Origin of the sequence: Flavobacterium sp. ACN6 (assembly GCF_002304005.1) — a bacterium.
Lineage (GTDB): Bacteria > Bacteroidota > Bacteroidia > Flavobacteriales > Flavobacteriaceae > Flavobacterium.
Genome location: NZ_MRCQ01000004.1, coordinates 21179 through 39758, shown reverse-complemented (window position 1 = coordinate 39758; position 18580 = coordinate 21179). Strand labels below are relative to the sequence as shown.

At 33.2% G+C, this 18580-nt stretch carries 18 protein-coding genes; 11 read left to right on the top strand and 7 right to left on the bottom strand.

All coding sequences use genetic code 11. The annotated features are described in order from the left end of the window. Nucleotides 1-17: 17 nt before the first annotated feature. A complete protein-coding gene (locus tag BSF42_RS07550; RefSeq protein ID WP_095952487.1) occupies nucleotides 18-1121 on the bottom strand; it encodes a glycosyltransferase in 1104 nt (367 codons plus the stop codon). Continuing rightward, nucleotides 1118-2062 (bottom strand): lysylphosphatidylglycerol synthase domain-containing protein, encoded by a 945-nt coding sequence (locus tag BSF42_RS07545; protein WP_095952486.1) that lies wholly within the window; start codon nucleotides 2060-2062, stop codon nucleotides 1118-1120. The genes BSF42_RS07550 and BSF42_RS07545 overlap by 4 nt, the downstream gene beginning before the upstream one ends. Nucleotides 2063-2171: 109 nt before the next feature. Here BSF42_RS07545 and ruvC point away from each other — a divergent pair, with 109 nt between their 5' ends. The 8 genes from ruvC to BSF42_RS07505 all read left to right on the top strand — a co-directional run bounded on the left by ruvC (nucleotide 2172) and on the right by BSF42_RS07505 (nucleotide 7350). After that, entirely contained in the window at nucleotides 2172-2726 is a 555-nt protein-coding gene (ruvC, locus tag BSF42_RS07540) for a crossover junction endodeoxyribonuclease RuvC (RefSeq protein ID WP_089052719.1), read from the top strand. Between the two features lie 92 nt (nucleotides 2727-2818). Next, nucleotides 2819-3190, top strand: coding sequence for a four helix bundle protein (locus BSF42_RS07535; RefSeq protein ID WP_095952485.1), 372 nt, complete (start codon nucleotides 2819-2821; stop codon nucleotides 3188-3190). A 103-nt stretch (nucleotides 3191-3293) separates the two neighbouring features. Further along, the gene (gene hemW / locus BSF42_RS07530) at nucleotides 3294-4451 is read left to right on the top strand and encodes a radical SAM family heme chaperone HemW (protein ID WP_095952484.1); all 1158 of its coding nucleotides are present in this window, start codon (nucleotides 3294-3296) and stop codon (nucleotides 4449-4451) included. A gap of 79 nt (nucleotides 4452-4530) precedes the next feature. Continuing rightward, nucleotides 4531-5343, top strand: coding sequence for a cyclase family protein (locus BSF42_RS07525; protein ID WP_095952483.1), 813 nt, complete (start codon nucleotides 4531-4533; stop codon nucleotides 5341-5343). A gap of 68 nt (nucleotides 5344-5411) precedes the next feature. Further along, entirely contained in the window at nucleotides 5412-5810 is a 399-nt protein-coding gene (locus tag BSF42_RS07520) for a GNAT family N-acetyltransferase (protein ID WP_095952482.1), read from the top strand. Beyond that, nucleotides 5810-6160: a DUF4260 domain-containing protein gene (locus tag BSF42_RS07515; RefSeq protein WP_095952481.1), complete on the top strand. Its 351-nt coding sequence runs from the start codon at nucleotides 5810-5812 to the stop codon at nucleotides 6158-6160. The genes BSF42_RS07520 and BSF42_RS07515 overlap by 1 nt, the downstream gene beginning before the upstream one ends. Before the next feature lie 6 nt (nucleotides 6161-6166). After that, nucleotides 6167-6535, top strand: a complete 369-nt coding sequence (locus tag BSF42_RS07510) for an MmcQ/YjbR family DNA-binding protein (protein ID WP_095952480.1) — start codon at nucleotides 6167-6169, stop codon at nucleotides 6533-6535. Between the two features lie 107 nt (nucleotides 6536-6642). Then, nucleotides 6643-7350 (top strand): PH domain-containing protein, encoded by a 708-nt coding sequence (locus tag BSF42_RS07505; RefSeq protein WP_095952479.1) that lies wholly within the window; start codon nucleotides 6643-6645, stop codon nucleotides 7348-7350. A gap of 149 nt (nucleotides 7351-7499) precedes the next feature. Here the strand turns inward: BSF42_RS07505 and BSF42_RS07500 are convergent, their stop codons facing one another. Next, nucleotides 7500-8600 carry a DUF4407 domain-containing protein gene (locus BSF42_RS07500; RefSeq protein WP_095952478.1) on the bottom strand — a complete coding sequence of 367 codons (1101 nt, stop codon included), beginning with the start codon at nucleotides 8598-8600 and terminating at the stop codon, nucleotides 7500-7502. Nucleotides 8601-8834: 234 nt separating this feature from the next. Between BSF42_RS07500 and BSF42_RS07495 the strand changes: the two genes are divergently transcribed. Continuing rightward, on the top strand, nucleotides 8835-11645 hold the full coding sequence (locus BSF42_RS07495; protein WP_095952477.1) for a TonB-dependent receptor: 2811 nt from the start codon (nucleotides 8835-8837) through the stop codon (nucleotides 11643-11645). Between the two features lie 73 nt (nucleotides 11646-11718). Then, entirely contained in the window at nucleotides 11719-12777 is a 1059-nt protein-coding gene (locus tag BSF42_RS07490; RefSeq protein WP_095952476.1) for a phytase, read from the top strand. A gap of 157 nt (nucleotides 12778-12934) precedes the next feature. On the opposite strand, the gene BSF42_RS07485 is transcribed toward BSF42_RS07490, so the two are convergent. Genes BSF42_RS07485 through tssD form a run of 4 tightly spaced genes read right to left on the bottom strand, consistent with a single transcriptional unit; the run spans nucleotide 12935 to nucleotide 17762 of the window. Beyond that, on the bottom strand, nucleotides 12935-13273 hold the full coding sequence (locus tag BSF42_RS07485; RefSeq protein ID WP_095952475.1) for a DUF4280 domain-containing protein: 339 nt from the start codon (nucleotides 13271-13273) through the stop codon (nucleotides 12935-12937). A 20-nt stretch (nucleotides 13274-13293) separates the two neighbouring features. Beyond that, on the bottom strand, nucleotides 13294-14133 hold the full coding sequence (locus BSF42_RS07480; protein WP_095952474.1) for a hypothetical protein: 840 nt from the start codon (nucleotides 14131-14133) through the stop codon (nucleotides 13294-13296). Further along, nucleotides 14133-17321, bottom strand: coding sequence for a type VI secretion system Vgr family protein (locus BSF42_RS07475; RefSeq protein WP_095952473.1), 3189 nt, complete (start codon nucleotides 17319-17321; stop codon nucleotides 14133-14135). Before BSF42_RS07475 ends, BSF42_RS07480 begins: the two co-directional genes overlap by 1 nt. 12 nt (nucleotides 17322-17333) lie before the next feature. After that, nucleotides 17334-17762: a type VI secretion system tube protein TssD gene (gene tssD / locus BSF42_RS07470; protein ID WP_253251009.1), complete on the bottom strand. Its 429-nt coding sequence runs from the start codon at nucleotides 17760-17762 to the stop codon at nucleotides 17334-17336. Nucleotides 17763-18126: 364 nt separating this feature from the next. On the opposite strand from tssD, the gene BSF42_RS07465 reads away from it, so the two are divergent. Next, nucleotides 18127-18537, top strand: a complete 411-nt coding sequence (locus tag BSF42_RS07465; protein ID WP_095952472.1) for a helix-turn-helix domain-containing protein — start codon at nucleotides 18127-18129, stop codon at nucleotides 18535-18537. Nucleotides 18538-18580 lie beyond the last annotated feature (43 nt).

The window sequence follows — 18580 nt, the reverse complement described above, 5'->3', positions numbered from 1 at the left end:
AAGCTTCACAAAAATAATTAACTTCTAAAACTTCTGCCTTTCCATTTATAAGTACCAAATAAGCTGTATAACGCCACAGTTGAACTAAAAAATGGATAAAACAAGCTGCTTAATAAAAGACTTTTAATTCGGTCTTTTGTCAAAAATTGATTTGTTTTAGAAAGCAAAACAAAATCAATAGTGAACTTTAAAAAGGCAAATAAAACAAAAAACGGATAATCTACGATTTGAAATAATACTAAGAAAAAGCCAATTTCAAAACTCAAATTTCCAAAGAAAACGATTAGTCCTAGACACTTTCCAAAAGTACTTTTATATGAAGTTGTTTTTGCTGCCCAGCGCACTCTTTGATAAAATAATGATTTCCAATTTTGGGTTGGTTTTGTAGTTACGATTGCTTCATCTGCTTTTAAATAATGAACTTCATGAGGCGATTTTTCAATTGCTTTCTGCAATAAAAAAACATCATCTCCACTGGCAATTTTATTATTTCCTTCGAAGCCATTCAAACTTTCGAAAAATGATTTTTTATAAGCGAAATTGGCGCCGTTGCACATAAAGCCTTTATGTAAACCAAAACTTCCAATTGTTGCGCCTTGCAGACTCGTAAGATCTAATTGTTGAAAATGATGCAGCAATGAATTTTCGCATTCATACGTAACCGCTCCCGCAAGCATAGAAATTTTATTTTCCTGAATGTAATTGTCAAAAGTTAAAAGCCAGTTTTCAGGAACAATGCAATCGGCATCTGTGGTAATTACCCAATTGGTTTTTACGTGCTGTATTGCCGTTGTAATAGCATCTTTTTTGGGCGAACTCGAAATGCGAATATTGTTTATTTGTGAAATGTGAAAAGTGAAAATTGAGGCTTGAAATTTCTCCTCAGAACTGTCGTCAACTAAAATTACTTCAAATAAATCTGCTGGATAATTTAGTTTTGAAAAGCTTTTTAAGAGATTAGGAAGATTTTCTTCTTCATTTCGAAACGGAACAATAATCGTAAAACTTGTCTTTGGCTTTAAATCTTTCTTTTGATATTTTTTTACTTTGAAAAAACCATAAATAAGCAAACCGATGCTTATCATGTAAATTGCTAATATGGTAAATAAAGTAAAAATCATTCTGCTGTTTTGGTTTTAAAATTCAGCACAAAATAACTTCCTAAAACTACTGGTAAAACTACATTTAGAAACCACATTAAGGTACTGATGAAAATTACGATCCATTCGTTTACACCAAGAATTCCGAAGAAGTAAATGGCTACGCTTCCTTTTACAGCAAAATCTAAAAACTGAAAGGTTGGCAAAGATGATGCTAAAAAGTAAACCGATGTAATGGCTGCCATTAAAGTTAAATAAGGCAAATCGACATCAAAACCTAAAAACAAAAAGTAGTACTGATGGGAAAAAACCAGATAACGGCAAATTCCTAAAAAGATGTTTTTTTGATGAATTGTTTTCGGAATTTCATTGATTTTATGAATCAGTTTTTCAATCGAATATTCTTTGACTTTGATCTTTTTGATTGAAAATAAAACAATCAGAATCAGTAAAAATCCGCCAAATAAAATTAAAACTGTTTTGGTACTAATTACATTAAATTGTGCATTGAAATACAGCAATCCGAAAATCCCAAAAATGATAGTCAAAATCATCTGGATTCCGTTGCAGATTAAGTTTAAAAAAACGACTCGTTTGGCCTCATATTTTGGATAATACAATGCTTTTCCAGCGTACTCTCCTACTCCATTTGGCGTAAAAATTCCAGCAGTTAAAGCAGCTAAAACCTGTTTTGTTGCTTCGTATATAGAAATTTGATGAATAACTTTGGCAAGGTTCTGCCATTTTAGTATTTCGAAATAACGATTCAAAACACTCAAAAGCAATATAAAGGAGATTCCTAAAACCGACTGATTTTTACGAAACAAAACAATGAACTTATTCCAGTCCAATTTGTCGTTATTTGCCAGCTGATTGTAAATAAAATAAAATGCGCCGCCAACGATCAAAAGTTTAGCCAGAAGAACGAGGAATTGTTTAGCTTTGTGAGGAATTGAAATCATGCCGCAAAAGTAATCAATTTGAGAGTGTGGCAATTTGAAAATGAGAAAATGAATAGGTATCATTTTTCAAAAACTTGAAACTTGAAACCTCAAACTTGAAACAAAAACTTTGACAAAAGAACGCATCATATTAGGTATTGACCCTGGAACCACGATTATGGGTTTTGGATTGATTAAAGTAATCAATAAAAAAATGGAGTTTTTGCAGCTTAACGAGTTGCAATTGTCCAAATACGATAATCATTACCAAAAACTGAAAATCATTTTTGAAAGAACCATCGAATTAATCGAAACGCATCATCCAGATGAAATTGCGATTGAAGCGCCTTTCTTTGGTAAAAACGTACAATCGATGTTAAAGTTGGGACGCGCACAAGGCGTAGCAATGGCAGCGGGACTTTCGAGAGATATACCCATTACGGAATACGAACCTAAAAAAATAAAAATGGCGATTACCGGCAACGGAAACGCCAGTAAAGAACAAGTTGCCAAAATGCTGCAACAGCTTTTAGGTTTAAAAGAATTACCAAAAAACCTCGATTCAACCGATGGTTTGGCTGCTGCAGTCTGTCATTTCTTTAATTCGGGAAAAGTCGTAGCAGGAAAAAGTTATTCGGGCTGGGATGCTTTTGTAAAACAAAATGAGGAAAGAGTTAAGAAATAGTGGTCAGTGGTCAGATTTTTAGTAAACAGTTGTTAGCTTAAAATATTTCTTGTAATTTTCTTACAAAAAATTCGTTCTTGATAAAAAACGTAATGAAATTTCAAGATTTACTGGCTTACAAAAAGTCTTTTTCTTTAGCAATGAAGATATTTAATATTACAAAACAGTTTCCAAAAGAAGAAACTTATTCTTTAACCGATCAAATTAGACGTTCATCTAGAAGTGTTCCAGTTACTATTGCAGAAGCTTACAGAAAACGTATTTATCCGAAACATTTTTATAGTAAATTAACTGACTCTGATGGTGAAAATTCTGAAACACAAGTTTGGCTGGAATTCGCTCTTACTTGTAAATATATTTCAAATGAATCTTATGATGAACTTTTATCCGAAAGTATTGAAATAGGTAAATTATTAAACTATATGTTACTAAACCCAGAGAAGTTTGGAGTGAGAAAAGAATAATCGGTGGTCAGATTTTAGTGATCAGTATAATCTGAATACTAAAAAACTGTACACTGAGCACTAAAATCTGAACACTAAAAACCTGAACACTGAACACTAAAACATGAGCGGCATCTACATTCACATACCTTTTTGCAAGCAGGCTTGCCATTATTGCGACTTTCATTTTTCGACTTCGATGAGAAAGAAGGACGAAATGGTTTTGGCTTTAGCCAAAGAAATTGCCATGCGTAAAAATGAATTTGAACTTCTCGACTCCGCTCGAAGTGACAACACAATTGAAACCATTTATTTCGGCGGCGGAACTCCTTCTGTGTTGACAAATGAGGAAATCAACTTTTTAATTTCAGAAGTTTATAAAAATTATGATGTTGCAGCAAATCCTGAAATAACACTCGAAGCCAATCCAGATGATTTGTCTGCAGAGCGAATTTTAGAATTATCCAAAAGTCCCATAAATCGTTTAAGCATCGGAATTCAGTCTTTTTACGAAGAAGATTTGAAGATGATGAATCGAGCTCATAATTCGGCGGAAGCCATAAAATGTTTGCAGGAAGCGACAAAATATTTTGATAATATTTCGCTTGATTTAATTTACGGAATTCCAGGAATGAGCGACGAAATGTGGAAACAAAATATTGAAACCGCTTTGAGTTTTGGCATTCTGCATATTTCTAGTTATGCTTTGACGGTTGAACCGAAAACGGCTTTAAGCAAATTAATTCAAACCGGAAAAATTGCCGAACCTCAAGACGAAGCTGCCTCAAATCATTTTATGATTTTGGTTGAAACGCTTGAAAAGAATGGTTTTATCCATTACGAATTGTCCAATTTTGGAAAAGAGAATTATTTCTCCAAAAATAATTCGGCATATTGGTTAGGCAAAAAATATATCGGAATTGGTCCTTCGGCGCACAGTTATGACGGCGAAAAACGAGGCTGGAATGTTGCTAACAATTCATTGTATTTAAAGTCAATTCAGAATAACGAACTTCCTTTAGAAACTGAAATCCTGACTATTTCTGATCGGTATAACGAATATATTATGACAGGACTGCGAACTATTTGGGGCGTTTCTTTAGAAAGAATCGAAAATGAATTTGGATTGGAATATTTCAATTATCTCAAAAAACAATCTGAAAAATTCTTGAACGACGATTTACTTTTGATTGAAAATAATATTTTAAAACCAACTCCAAAAGGAAAATTTTTAACGGATGGAATTGCTTCAGATTTATTTTATCTAAATTTGGAAGACTAAAATTAGCCACGAAGGCACAAAGACTCAAATTATATAAACTTTGTGACTTAGCGTCTTTGCGGCATAAAAACCCAAATTTGTGTTAGCAAAAATCAACAACTTCGAAATCGACTTATCAAAACCCATTGATATTTCAATTCCATTGACCAACACAGACGAAAACCCGATTGCTTGGTATATCGAAAAACCAGTTATCGAACCTGTAGTTTTTGGCGATTGGATTGGTAAAGTTTCTGAGGGGAAATCATCAACTAATTTCAATAATATCTTTTTTAATCCGCATGGGCATGGCACGCATACGGAATGTTTGGGACATATTACAAATGATTTTTACAGCATCAATCAATCGCTGAGGCAGTTTTTCTTTTTTGCTAAATTGATTACGGTTGAGCCTGAGAAAATTGGAGATGATTTTGTGATTACGAAAGAAAGCATTTCGACTTCGCTCAATGTGACATCAAATGAAAGCACTTCTCCCGAAGTCACGGGATTGCTCAGCGTTACAAGCGAAGCTCTAATAATTCGAACTCTTCCCAATCAAAAAGATAAAAAATCAAGAAAATATTCGAATACAAATCCGCCTTATTTGTCTGAAGAAGCGGCGATTTTCATTCGCGAAAGCGAAATTGAACATTTATTAATTGATCTGCCAAGTGTGGACAAGGAACATGACGAAGGCAAATTATTAGCTCATAAAGCGTTTTGGAATGTAAAGGATACTGTGAATCTAAATTCTGATGCACGATTAAACGCAACAATTACTGAAATGATTTATGTTGCAGAGGAAATCGAAGATGGGAATTATATACTAAATCTTCAAATTGCTTCGTTTGAAAATGACGCAAGTCCGAGCAAGCCTTTATTATTTAAGATTGCAGATTTTAGATTTTAGATTTGCTGAAAACTGATACTGGGACTGAGACTAAAATTGAACACTCAAAAACTGAACACTGAATACTAATGATAACCGTTTCTACAGATAAAACCAAACTTGACGTTCCGTTTATACAAAACTTTTTGAAAGATATTTATTGGGCTGCGGGACGAACGATTGAGGAAGTTCAAACTACAATCGATTCTTCTGTTTGTTTCGGAATTTATTTAGATGATAAACAAATTGGTTTCGCACGCGTGATTACCGACTATGTTGTTTTCGCTTATTTAATGGATGTTTTTATTGATGAAGAACATCGCGGAAAAGGATATTCATCGATTTTAATTGAAACAATGATGAATGAACCACGGCTTCAAAATGTCAAAATTTGGCGTTTGGCAACAACTGACGCTCATTTTTTATATGAGAAATTCGGATTTACAAAACTAAACCATCCTGAAAAAATGATGGAAAAAATAATATGATGAACACCATTATTAAACTCGAAGAAACGGCTTTGTTTATCCTCGGCATCTTTTTATTCAATCAGTTAAATTTTGAATGGTGGTGGTTTCCCGCATTAATTTTAGCTCCAGATTTTTCTATGCTTGGATATCTTTTCGGAAATAAAAGCGGCGCATTTTTGTACAATGTTTTTCATCATAAAGGAATTGCACTTTTAATTTATGGTTTAGGATGTTATTTAAGCATTGAAAGTATACAATTAGCCGGAATTATTTTATTTTCACATTCGGCAATGGATCGAATTTTCGGTTACGGATTGAAATATGAAAAGGGTTTTAAATACACGCATTTAGGTGAAATTGGTAAATAAAAAGTTATGAATTTAGAAACGTTTTATGAATATTGTCTATCAAAAAAGGGATCAAGCGAACATTTTCCTTTTGATGAAGATACTTTGGTTTTTAAAGTGGGAGGCAAAATTTTTGCTTTATCCTCGTTGTCTCAATGGGAAAAAAGTGAACCCGCAGTCAACTTAAAATGTGATCCAGAACGCGCACAAGAACTCAGAGGAGAATATGATGAAATACAACCCGGATTTCACATGAGTAAAGTGCATTGGAATACGATTGCTTTAAACGGAAATCTTTCAGACAAATTTGTCAAAGAATTGATCGATCATTCGTATGAATTGGTTTTCAAAAGTTTGACAAAGAAAATTCAGAATGAAATTATCGACCCGAGGTAACTTTTTTACCGAACAGGCGGAGCAATTAGAAAATTAGGCATTACATTTGCACGGTAAGATAAAAAAAGAAATCCCAATCAATTTGCAACTTAGCAATTTATAAAATCATGAAAGAACAATTTAAAAAATTTCTAAACGAAGAACAAGATCCAAAAGCGATTGAAAAAATCACTTCAAAACTTACAGATTTATTGATGAAAGGCGAAGAAGTTGGATATATCGCAGTGCAAAAAAAGCCTGCAATTACTGTTTTTCCTGATAGTATTGTATTAACAAACAAGCGTATCATTATCTGTAAACCTAAAAATTTAGGTCTTTCAATGGATTTTACAGATTATACTTGGGATGATATTGCGAGTACTTTTGTAAAAGAAAATATTTTGGGTTCTGAGTTTTCTTTTGGCACCAAAACAGATTTGGCAGTTTCTATTGATTATATTCCGAAAATTCAGGCTAGAAAAATTTATACTTACGCTAAAGAACAATTGGATTTATTGAAAAATCCAGTTCAGGCTGCTACTCCAATCCAAGAAGTTACAGAAGCAGAATATGAAGAGGAAGAAGATGAAGAAATTGAAGAAGTTGAAACTGAAGAAGTAACAAGCTTTGCTGAAATTTTACCAGCTGCACCAGTTTATACGGAAACATTTGAACCAATCCAGCAAACACAGCCAACAGGCGATCGCAAATTGAGTGAATTATCTAAAGAAGAACTTTTTGATAAATTACAGAATTACAAAAAACTCCTTGATAATGGTTTAATCATGCAAGGTGAATATGATGCTTATAAAAAAGAGATTTTAAGTTACATGTAAAATTTTAGTCTTAAAGTCAAAAGTCGAAAGTCGTAAAGTCCCTTTGACTTTGTCTAAAATATAAAAGCCCTAAATAGAAATTCTATTTAGGGCTTTATCTTTTTAACTCCTTTCTTCGACTTTCAGACTTTCGACTTTTGACTTTCGACTTATAAAGTCGCTTTCTGTTTTTCTACAAATTTATGCGATTGCAGTTCTAGTAACTCTTTTGCATTTTTGCGCTGTAAATCGTACAGACTTTTATCTTCTGCAATATCGGCATATACTTTATCGTGCATTTCGGCACTTGTTTTCACTAGCAGTTCACGTTGGTATTTGTTTTGTGTCAAAGTAGCTTTCATCGCTGTTTCGGCTTCTTCCTGTTTAAAATCGAATTCGCCTTTTGGTGCTAATAATTTGGCAATAATTGGAGACGTTTCGATCGCTAAAAACAACAGCATAATGAAAAATGATGGAAGCCACGGCAATTTATTCAACGCATTGATACGCGCCATTAATCCGTCAAAACCTTCGATGATCGGCTGTGTCTGTGAAACTTTTTTATCTAAATCGGCTTGCAGTTTTATTCCTGCTTTTTCTTTTTCGGCAATTTTAGCTTCGTTTGCCGTTTTTAAAGTTTCAAACTCTTTTAAAGAGGCATCGTGTTTTTCTCGTTTCTCTTTATAAACAGGACCTTTTCCAAGTTTTTTAGTTCCAGTCGTTCCTTCAGCTTCTGTGATGTAAGTAGAATATAACCCATTAACTTCTTTTTCTTTCTTTACAATATCTGCTTTTAAAGCTGCAATTTCTGCTTTGTTTTTATCTAGATCAGATTTGAAATAAGTGCCAATCTGCTTCTTATTCGCCAATTCCATTTCGTTTTTTTCTTTCAACAAAACAGTATTGATTTCTTTTTCGAAGATTTTAATCTCCAAAGGTTTAGAAATTACAATAGCAATAATAACCGCCAATAAAATACGTGGTGTTGCCTGCAGGAATTCGTCTAAAAAACGATCTCTTTTTTTAATAGTAGAGACGATAAATCGGTCTAAATTAAAAATGAGTAAACTCCATACAAATCCGAAAATTAAAGCAGGATAAATAGAATCGAAAACGGTAAAAAGCGCATAAGCACTGGCCAGAAAAGCCATAACTGCTGTAAAAAATACAGTGGCGCCAATACCTACATATTTAGTTTGTTCGCCTTCTGAGCAGTCTTTCAAGAGATCTCGGTCGACTCCTGAACATAGGATAAAAAATTGTTTTAACATGATTGATGATTTTTGATTGTGATTGATAAGGCAAATTTAACGCCAAATTTTTAAATACAATCAAAATAATTCTTTGTTTTTAATTGTGAATCAATTATTTGAAGTTTTAATGTTAGTTAAACATTAATAACATCCTCAAATTTTTGGTTAATCATAACACTATGTTAATTTTTTTAAAGGCTTTTAGTAATACGTAGATTATAGTTTCGCAGCAAATCAAACTAAACACACACAATGAAAAAATTTTTAGTACTAACAGCATTCTTTTTACTAGCCTTTACAGGTTTTGCTCAGAAAGCGATTATATCTGGAAAGATATTAGATGCCGATGACAAACTGCCTCTTCCTGGAGCTATGGTTCAAATTGTAGGCGAAAAAAAATATACCGTTTCTGACTACAACGGTCGTTTTGAATTATTGAATATTAATGAAGGAACTTATAAAGTTGAAGTAAAATATATTGGATATACTTCTTTAACTCAAGAAATAAAAGTAGAGCAGGGAAAAAACAACGTTATCGATTTTGCTCTTAAAACTTCTGGAACAGAATTAAATGAAGTTGTGGTTGGAGACATCTTAAAAGGTCAGGCCAAAGCTTTGAATCAACAAAAAAATAATAAAAATATAGGAAACGTAATTTCTTCTGATCAAATGGGTCGTTTTCCAGATGCTAACGTTGGAGACGCCTTGAAACGTGTTCCTGGTATTACTATGCAGAATGACCAAGGTGAAGCTCGTAATATTATAATTAGAGGTTTGGCACCGTCTTTAAACTCTGTAACTTTAAATGGTGACCGTATCCCGTCTGCAGAAGGAGATAACAGAAACGTACAAATGGACCTAATTCCGTCTGATATGATTTCGACTATTGAAGTAAATAAGACTTTAACTTCAGATATGGATGCAGACGCGATTGGAGGTTCTGTAAACTTAATTACAAGAGCTACTCCAAACGGAGAAAGAATTTCTGCAACACTTGCCGGCGGTTATATGCCAATTCGTGACCACGCTTCTTACACTGCTGGTCTAGTTTACGGTAATCGTTTTTTCGACAATAAATTAGGAGCTGTTTTCAGCGGTTCTTATAACAATGTTGATTATGGCTCTGATAACATCGAAAACGAATGGGTAAAAGATGAATTTGGAAATGAGTATTTGCAAGCTTCAGAAATTAGAAAATACGATGTACAACGTATTCGCCGCAGCGGATCTGTAGCTTTAGATTATAAATTTGACGAAAACAATACGATTTTCGCTAATGCAATTTACAACTGGAGAGATGATAGAGAAAACCGTTTCAGAACTACTTACGATGATATTGACCCAATTTATAATGGCGAAGAAATCACTGGATTTGAAGGCCGTGTAAAACGTCAGACAAAAGGTGGTTTAGACAACAGCAGAAACAAAAACAGAAGATTAGAAGACCAAAGAGTTCAAAATTATTCACTTCGTGGAGAACACTTAATCAACTCAACATTAGATTTAGACTGGTCTGCAAACTACGCAAAAGCTAGAGAATACCGTCCGGGAGAGCGTTATATCGAATACCGTCAGAAAGGATTGGAAATGTTCCAAGATTTATCTAATCCAAGATTTCCTTTAATGACAACTGCTGGCGAATCAACTGATGCGTTTGAATTTGATTCAGTTACAGAAAACACAGACGAAACAAGCGAAAGTGAATTTGGTGCAAAAGTAAATATCCGTTTTCCATTTTCTGTTATTGCAGGAGAAAAAGGAAGATTGAGAACTGGTCTTAGACTTCGTTTAAAAGAAAAAGAAAGAAATAATATGTTCTATTCTTACTCGCCGCTTACGGATGGGATGGAATTACTATCTGAAGTTCCAACAAGTTATTATGACGGAAACGGATTTAATCCAGGAAGTAAATATGTGCCGGGAACTTTTGCTTCGGCTGCTTATTTAGGAGGTTTGGATTTAAATAATGCTTCTTTATTTGAAAAAGAAACAGATCCAGCAGAATATTTAGCGGTAAACTATAACGCTAAAGAAAGAATTACTGCCGCTTATGTAAGATGGGATCAGGATTTTAATGATAAACTTTCTATGGTTTTAGGTTTCCGTGTTGAGAATACACATATTGATTATACAGGAAACAGAGTTTTGGATGAAGAAGAATTAGAAAGTAAAATCAACAATACAAATTCATACACGAATCTTTTACCAAGTATTTCATTTCAATATAATGCAACAAAAGATTTAATTTTAAGAGCCGCTGCTACAACGGCTTTGGCAAGACCAAACTATTACGCTTTGGCGCCTTATGTAAACAACATTGCTGCCGATAAGGAAATTACAGCAGGAAATCCAGATCTTGATGCAACGTACTCATACAATTATGATTTCATGGCAGAAAACTATTTCAAATCTGTTGGTTTGATTTCTGGAGGTTTTTTCTACAAAAGATTAAACGATTTCATTTACAACTACAGCGACAATCAATATACTGATGCTAAGTTTGCTGCAGATTTTCCAAATCAAATAAATCCAATTCCAGCGGGAGAAAACTGGTCATTTTTACAATCTAGAAACGGAGACAAAGTTGATGTTTACGGATTTGAAGTTGCTTTCCAGCGTCAGTTGGATTTTCTTCCTGGTAAATTCTTAAAAGGATTTGGTATCTATTTAAACTATACTTATACGCAGTCTAAAGCTAGAGGAATTGCTGATGAAGACGGAAACGAAAGAAACGATATCAGTCTTCCTGGAACAACACCTCATATGTTTAACGGATCTTTGTCTTGGGAAAACAAACGTTTCTCTGCAAGAATCTCAACAAACTTTACATCTGATTATTTAGATGAATTAGGTTCAGAATCTTATAAAGACAGTTATTACGATAAGCAGTTTTTCTTAGATGCAAATGCTTCTTATAAAATTACTCCAAAACTTCGCTTTTTTGCTGAAGCTAATAACTTAACAAATCAACCGTTACGTTACTATCAAGGAGTTGCTGCACATACAAAACAAGCAGAATATTACCAAGCTCGTTACAATTTCGGATTGAAATTAGACTTGTAAAATCAATTAAAAAACGACTAAATTAGACAGAACTTAGCGGTTCTGTCTAATTCTTTTAAAATAAAATATCGGAATGAAAAATAAATCTATACTAGCTTTTTTACTTTTAAGCCTTGCATTTATGGCTTGTAAAGATGATAAACTAGCCCCAATTCAACCCAATGCGGTAAAACCAACAACGGTTACCGAAGCTTTGCCTCACGATACCGATGATCCTTCAATCTGGATTAACCCAGCTGATGCTTCAAAAAGTATTATTGTGGGAACTGATAAAGATACAGACGGTGGTTTGTATGCTTTTGATTTGAATGGAAAAATCCTTAAAAAATCAATTCCACTAAAACGTCCAAATAATGTTGACATCGCTTACGGATTACTTATTAATGGAAAAAAAGTAGATGTTGCCGTTACTACAGAACGTGAAAGTAACAAAATAAGAATTTTCAGTCTTCCAGATTTAGAGCCTATTGATAATGGCGGCATCGAAGTTTTTGAAGGTGAAGCACAACGCGATCCAATGGGAGTTTCGTTGTACACACGTCCAAGCGATCAGAAAATTTTTGCTATTGTAGGAAGAAAAACAGGTCCTTCTGGAAGTTATTTATGGCAGTATGAACTTTCTGGAAACGGAAAATTTGCTGCGGCAAAAGTGGTTCGAAAATTTGGAACTTACAGCGGTAAAAAAGAAATTGAAGCAATCGCAGTCGATAATGAATTAGGTTTTGTTTACTACTGTGATGAACAAGTTGGAATTAGAAAATACAAGGCAGATCCAGCGTTAAATGATAATAAAGAATTGGCTTTCTTCGGGCAGAAAGATTTTAAAGCAGATCACGAAGGAATTGCTATTTACAAAAAAACAGATTCTACAGGATATATTTTAGTCTCTAACCAGCAGGCAAATTCTTTTATGGTTTATCCTAGAGAAGGCGCAAAAGGAAATCTAAATAATCATACTTTATTGGCTGAAGTACCAACATCAACAATTGAATGTGATGGTGCAGATGTTACAAGTGTAAACTTAGGAGGTCAATATAAAAATGGACTTTTCGTAGCGATGAGCAACGGAATGACTTTTCACTATTACGCTTGGGATTTAATCCAGAAACGTATAGACGAATCAAAGAAATAAAGTTCTAAAGGTTTTCAGTCGCAGGTTTCAGTGTTTATTTATTTTTTTTTACTGTGATTGAAAACCAAACAAAAAAGCTGTTCGTTATGAACAGCTTTTTTTATTTGAACACTATATTTAAATTAGAATATTAGAAATGAGCTAATAAAGTTTCTTTTCAACCAAGATTATGTTTCTCACTATATCCTTTAAACTGAACTGAAATTTTACCCCCGATACTACATTGACAAGTAGATTTATCAGTAAGTATTTTATAATTATTAATTGTATCTTTTTCTGCTGTATTCTCCCATTTAATTACAGCAGGATTGCATTGGCTTCTCGTAATACTGCAAGCACTAAAGTTAGGAATATTAGTTTCGGCTTGTTTGTCATTTTCTGTAGCAATTAATTTATTTTCTGCCATACAAAAATCCTGGCTTGTTACTTTTAGTTTGCTGGGTTTTGCTCCTTTATTGCAGATTAGAATTGCTGTCTCTGTTATTTTTTCTGGCATAACACTAAATTTAGCTTCTTTTATTTCTTCCCAGGTTTTTTAAATATATCATCCCAAAAACCTTTGTCTTTATTTTCCTTGTAATTTTTATACCACTCTTCTTCAAATTCTTTCCATTCTTTTTTGGTGTAGTTTTTTCCTTTGTAATTTTTGAAATAAGAATTATCTTCCTCTTCTTCCTTTTTTAGTTTTGTAATATATTGATCAAATGGATTCATTGTTTCGATATCTCCTTTTGTGTAATAAATAGTTTCAAACAAAGTTTCGCCTGTTGTACCATCTATCAAAATATATTCTTGTTGTCCAGGAATTTCTTTAGATCCTAGAGAAACCTCATAAAAAGGTTTTTTCAAATTTTGATCTACCTTTCTTTTTGCCCAAGTATTTTGTATCTTTTTTTCTAAATCTACATTGCATTCCTTTTTTACTTTTTCAATCAGTTGTTTTATCGAAAATTTATATGGCTTGTCATAGTCTATTTCTCGACCAAGCTTCCCTATCTCATCATACTCTCTGTATATGCCTATATCTATTGCATAAAACTCATGCGATACTCCCTGTAATAGTTTATTTTTATAGCTGTAAGTTTTTACAGTACTATAATAATTTTGAGTATTTTTTAGACGAACTTGAATTCCTTTTTTATAGAAATATATTTCTACCCTATCATTTCCTTTTTTCAAAAATTTGACTATTTCATTTGAGTTCCATTCTGTATCAGACTCCCAATCCTTATATTTTTCTATATCAAAATATTCCATCTTTTCTTTACCCTTATTAGTTTTTTTATTTTCTATTTTAAATTGACTAGTACAATTGAATAATGAAATTATGAAGAGCAATACAATTATCCTTTTCATTATTTAATAATGTTAGAATTAATAATTTCCCATTGCCAATGCCATGTTGTATAGGCTACAGAGCGATAACACATAACATTGTCTGTAGAATCTCGAGGATTAGGTATTGGCTGTAAAATACTTCCTTGTGCATTTGGATATATGTATTTGTAATTACGTCTATGTAATGGTTTTGCATCTCTATGAGTGTGGCATAACCCTAGTCCGTGCAAACTTTCGTGATTTAAAGTACTGTCATCTCTAACACCCAATAAAGTAAAAATAATAACATTACGAGTTGCTATTTCTTCTACCGCACCTAGTACATCTATTTTATTAGAAGCAATCCCAAACTTGAAAATAGTAAAAAAGCCATTATATTTTGCGTTGATCAAAGTCTTGCTTTCATCTTGGAAATTTTCAAATTTAGTTGTACAATCTCTATATAAATCCATGTTTTTCACAGTTCTTCCGCTATTATTCATGTAGGTTAATTTAATATCTGTGCCATCTAAAAATTTACCTCCTAACTGATAATCTGTATTAGAGGATAAATCTAAAATAGTTTCTTCCACAGTAGGCACTATCAATGCCTGATGCAAAGTATTGTATAAGTTTATTTTTTCAGCTGGAGAAAAAATACCTGTTATATTTCTATTTGGAGTATCATTTACATTAGTTTCTATTCCCACCAACACAAATTTTTCCTCCTTTCTTGCTGTGACATCGTTTTTAATTACTATTATTTTCCCAGCCAACTTACGTTCTAATAACTGTTCCGCAGATGTTTTTGCAGTACTTCCTTTTGGGTAAACATAAATTTTAATTTCTTTATCACTATTGAGGTCTTTTAAGCATTTTATTTTTATAGTATCGCTTGGATCTGTAAGACCATTAGTTTTGGTCTTTTGTGCAAGTATTCGGCAATCAATCTCAAATAAAGTATCATCATAATCAAATTTTAATTCATCTACTTCTTCTTCAATATCTACTAAAAGTTTCAATTCTGCCTCGCAACGAGGCTTTACTAAAATTGTTTTGGGTAAGGTATCTGTAAACTCCTCAGAAAATAACGTTAAATAAGGCACTAAATATTCTGCAACTGAAGTATTTGATGCAACTTTTCTAGTAATTGGTATACTTTGATATTTTAGTTTTAAGTTCGTAAAAGCATCAACAGGATTTAAATCACTTCCTCCATCTTTATAACCACCCTCAATTATACTTTCATAATCAGGTTCTGTATTTAGCCCATTATCTTTTTCTCTTAACCAATCAAAACCAAATTCTCCTTTCCAGGAAGGAAGAGGACGAAAATAAACGGTTGCCAACGCTATAGAATCTGTAGGCGATGCTTCTATCTCTTTTGCAGTATTAGTAAGGCTATTTCCTTCTGTACCATGTATTTTTGCAGTGCCTGTACTGTTTACAATCGCTTCTTTATCTGAATGTAAAAGAGCTTTTTGACTACCGTGTAGTTTGGCTACTTTTGCTTCAATATCTATCTTATCGCTACTGTTTATAAGTGCTGTACCGCTAAACAGGTTCATAAATCCAGATATTTTCTGCTGCATGGTTTTACTTAAAACGTAAATACGGGTTAAGGCATTGAGTACATAATCGTTTGTGGTTATCTCCGTACTTTGCGAGGCGTTTATTATCAGCTTTTTAACATTGATTTCAAAAACATCGGTATTTAATTCTATTTTTCTTTTCCCGTCTATTTTCATAAAGCTTTTAGATGCATCTTGTAATAACACACTTCCCTCTGCATCATTCATAACCAAAAGATTATTACTTCTAGTATGAATTGCCTTAATGTCATTATTTTTTGTGCTGTAACCGCTTTTTTCTTTTCGGCTGGTCATAGTTCCCACTACAATTGGCAGTTCGGCATTATTGCTTTGAAAATCTACAAATACTGTATCGCCAATTTCAGGAATCCAATGAGAGCCTCTTCCTTCGCCTCCATGCTTTTGAACCATTGGTATGTAAGGCGTTGTTTGACCTTTTATTTTCTGCCAAGGCATCTGCACTTTTACCGCACTAAGTCCATCGGGATCAGCATTGGAGATAACCACTGCGGTCTGGCTGCCGCAATAGGGTATTAGATCAGGATTTGTTTTAGGTGAAAACACCGAGTCGCTGGTGTTTACCGCTTTAAAATGATTCTCATAACCACCGCCATCATCACAGGTATGCACAATTTCGGTTATCCGATAAGAGCTTTCGTGCTGTTTGTCTACACCGCTTATTCTCACGGTATTCCCTACTGTAACGCCTGGTACTTCACTTGATGCGTCGATCTCCATTAAACTGCTCAAAACAGCACGCATTTTATTCTGGGTATATACTTCACCTGTAAAGCTTCCCTGTCCGTCAACAGCATTTTGATTGAGCTGCATTACCGTTTTTTTACTGTAAACAGCGTTAGACATATTGATGAAATTTTGATGGAAGCCATCAAGCTCTTTTCGGTAATTTATTGTATTATCTGTACTATAGCTGCCATCGCGATTGTCATTCTCTACAACGGTAAAGGAAGTAGGCATTAGTTTAATGCTATACCTAAACTCATGCATATTTAAGCCATAAATCAGGTTTGGCTGGATGACACCTGCAGAATCTCCAAAAATTAATACTCTGCCGTTATCATAAAAATATTGCCCATAGCGCATTGCCAAACGGTTTAAAAAAGCAAAACAGCTTTCGTTATATTGTACTGTATACGGGATAATTTCTTTATAAAAGGGCCTTACCTGCATATCAATATTGTAACCCGTCTTTACTTTGTTTACAATATCACTCAGTGTCATTGCTGTAAAGGAGTTAGATTCTGGTGCGTTTTCAAGCAGAAAAGAAGTACTGTATCCTTCTATCAAAAAACTTTCTTCGATATCGTCAATGCAAGATTTTTTCATGCTGACGCCTGAAACTATACCATAAAACTGCATGATATAATTTTTAGGATCTGACTTAATGAGCGGGTCATTAAGCCCATCAATAGGTTTTATCTCAATGCTTATTCTCTCGCCATATAACTGTTGCGAAACAGGCATAATACTCTTAAACTCTTCTACTAAGAAATCCTGTCTTACATCTAGAGAAAAAGTATGATGGTCGTGAATTTTCTGCACGACTTTTAAGCTTGTAAAATTGGTGATTACGGTCTGTCCAATTTTTATTGTGGTAATAGTTTGTAAAGCCATGATGCATTTGGATTAAAGGTTATCTGTTTTCCAATTGCTCTCAAATACGGTATTGCCTATTTTAACTTCATTTGAAGTAAGCAGAATTTCAGTTGTCATAGGGGAAACTCCCTCACTCTGAAACTTTTTTCTGAAAGAAATGCAGTAAGCTTTTTTAAAGGCAACATTTTTCATTGTGCTCATAGCATCTCTGCGATAAAAAATAATTTTACCGTCTTTTACGCTGGTTTTAGAAACCATCCAGTCCGAAAATAAATCGGTTTGTGTGCTTTCTACAACTAATTTGATATGGCCACCTTTTGTCTTACTTGCCGGTTTGCCATTACTGTCTGTCTGTTGGGTAAAATGGATCTCAAACTCTAAAACATTAAAGGTTTCATTGTCTAATTCTAGCTTTGCTAAAAAACTCATATTTATATAGGTATTGATTGAAGCTGTCATGAAATAATATTTCTAACTTTAATCAATAATGAGAAGTGGTATTTAAGCAATAAAAATATTACATTTAAATATATTGCTAATATATAAATTTTTATTAAATTGTAGGAAAAATATTCTTTTTTTTTAAATATTTCTTACTAAAAAAAGCTTTCGATTGCTCTGAAACTTTTTTTATTACATACAACTTTTTTGTAAAGTTGCTACCTCAATTCGAAAAAAACCCATCAGAAAATGGATAATTTATTTTAAAAAACGGATATAATATCTGACAAAAGATATTATTAGGGATATTTTTCTATCTTTGAAATTCAGTCTTTAATCCGAATGGCTTTATCTTTGAGCTCTTGGAAAATCAAAAGTTATTATGGAACAGAAAATACATCAGGGAAGAAATGTAAAACGTTTTAGAGAAATGCTTAACATAAAGCAAGAAGCACTGGCTTATGATCTGGGAGAAGACTGGAATCAAAAGAAAATCTCTTTATTGGAGCAGAAAGATGTAATTGAAGATAATATACTTAGACAAATTTCTACAGTATTAAAAATTCCTGTCGAAGCTTTTCAAAACTTTGATGAAGAACAGGCTGTAAATATTATTTCCAACACGTTTAACATTGAAAAAGATGCTTATATCGGAAACGCTAAGCCTGTATTCAATATCAATCCATTGGACGAATTAAAAAAACTTCACGAAGAAAAAATTGCTTTGTATGAACGCATGCTGAAAGAAAAAGATGAAATGATGGAAAGGCTTGAAAAGCTAATCAATAAATAATTGAACATTTGAAGAGAGGGATTTTCTATTTCGTATCGAATAA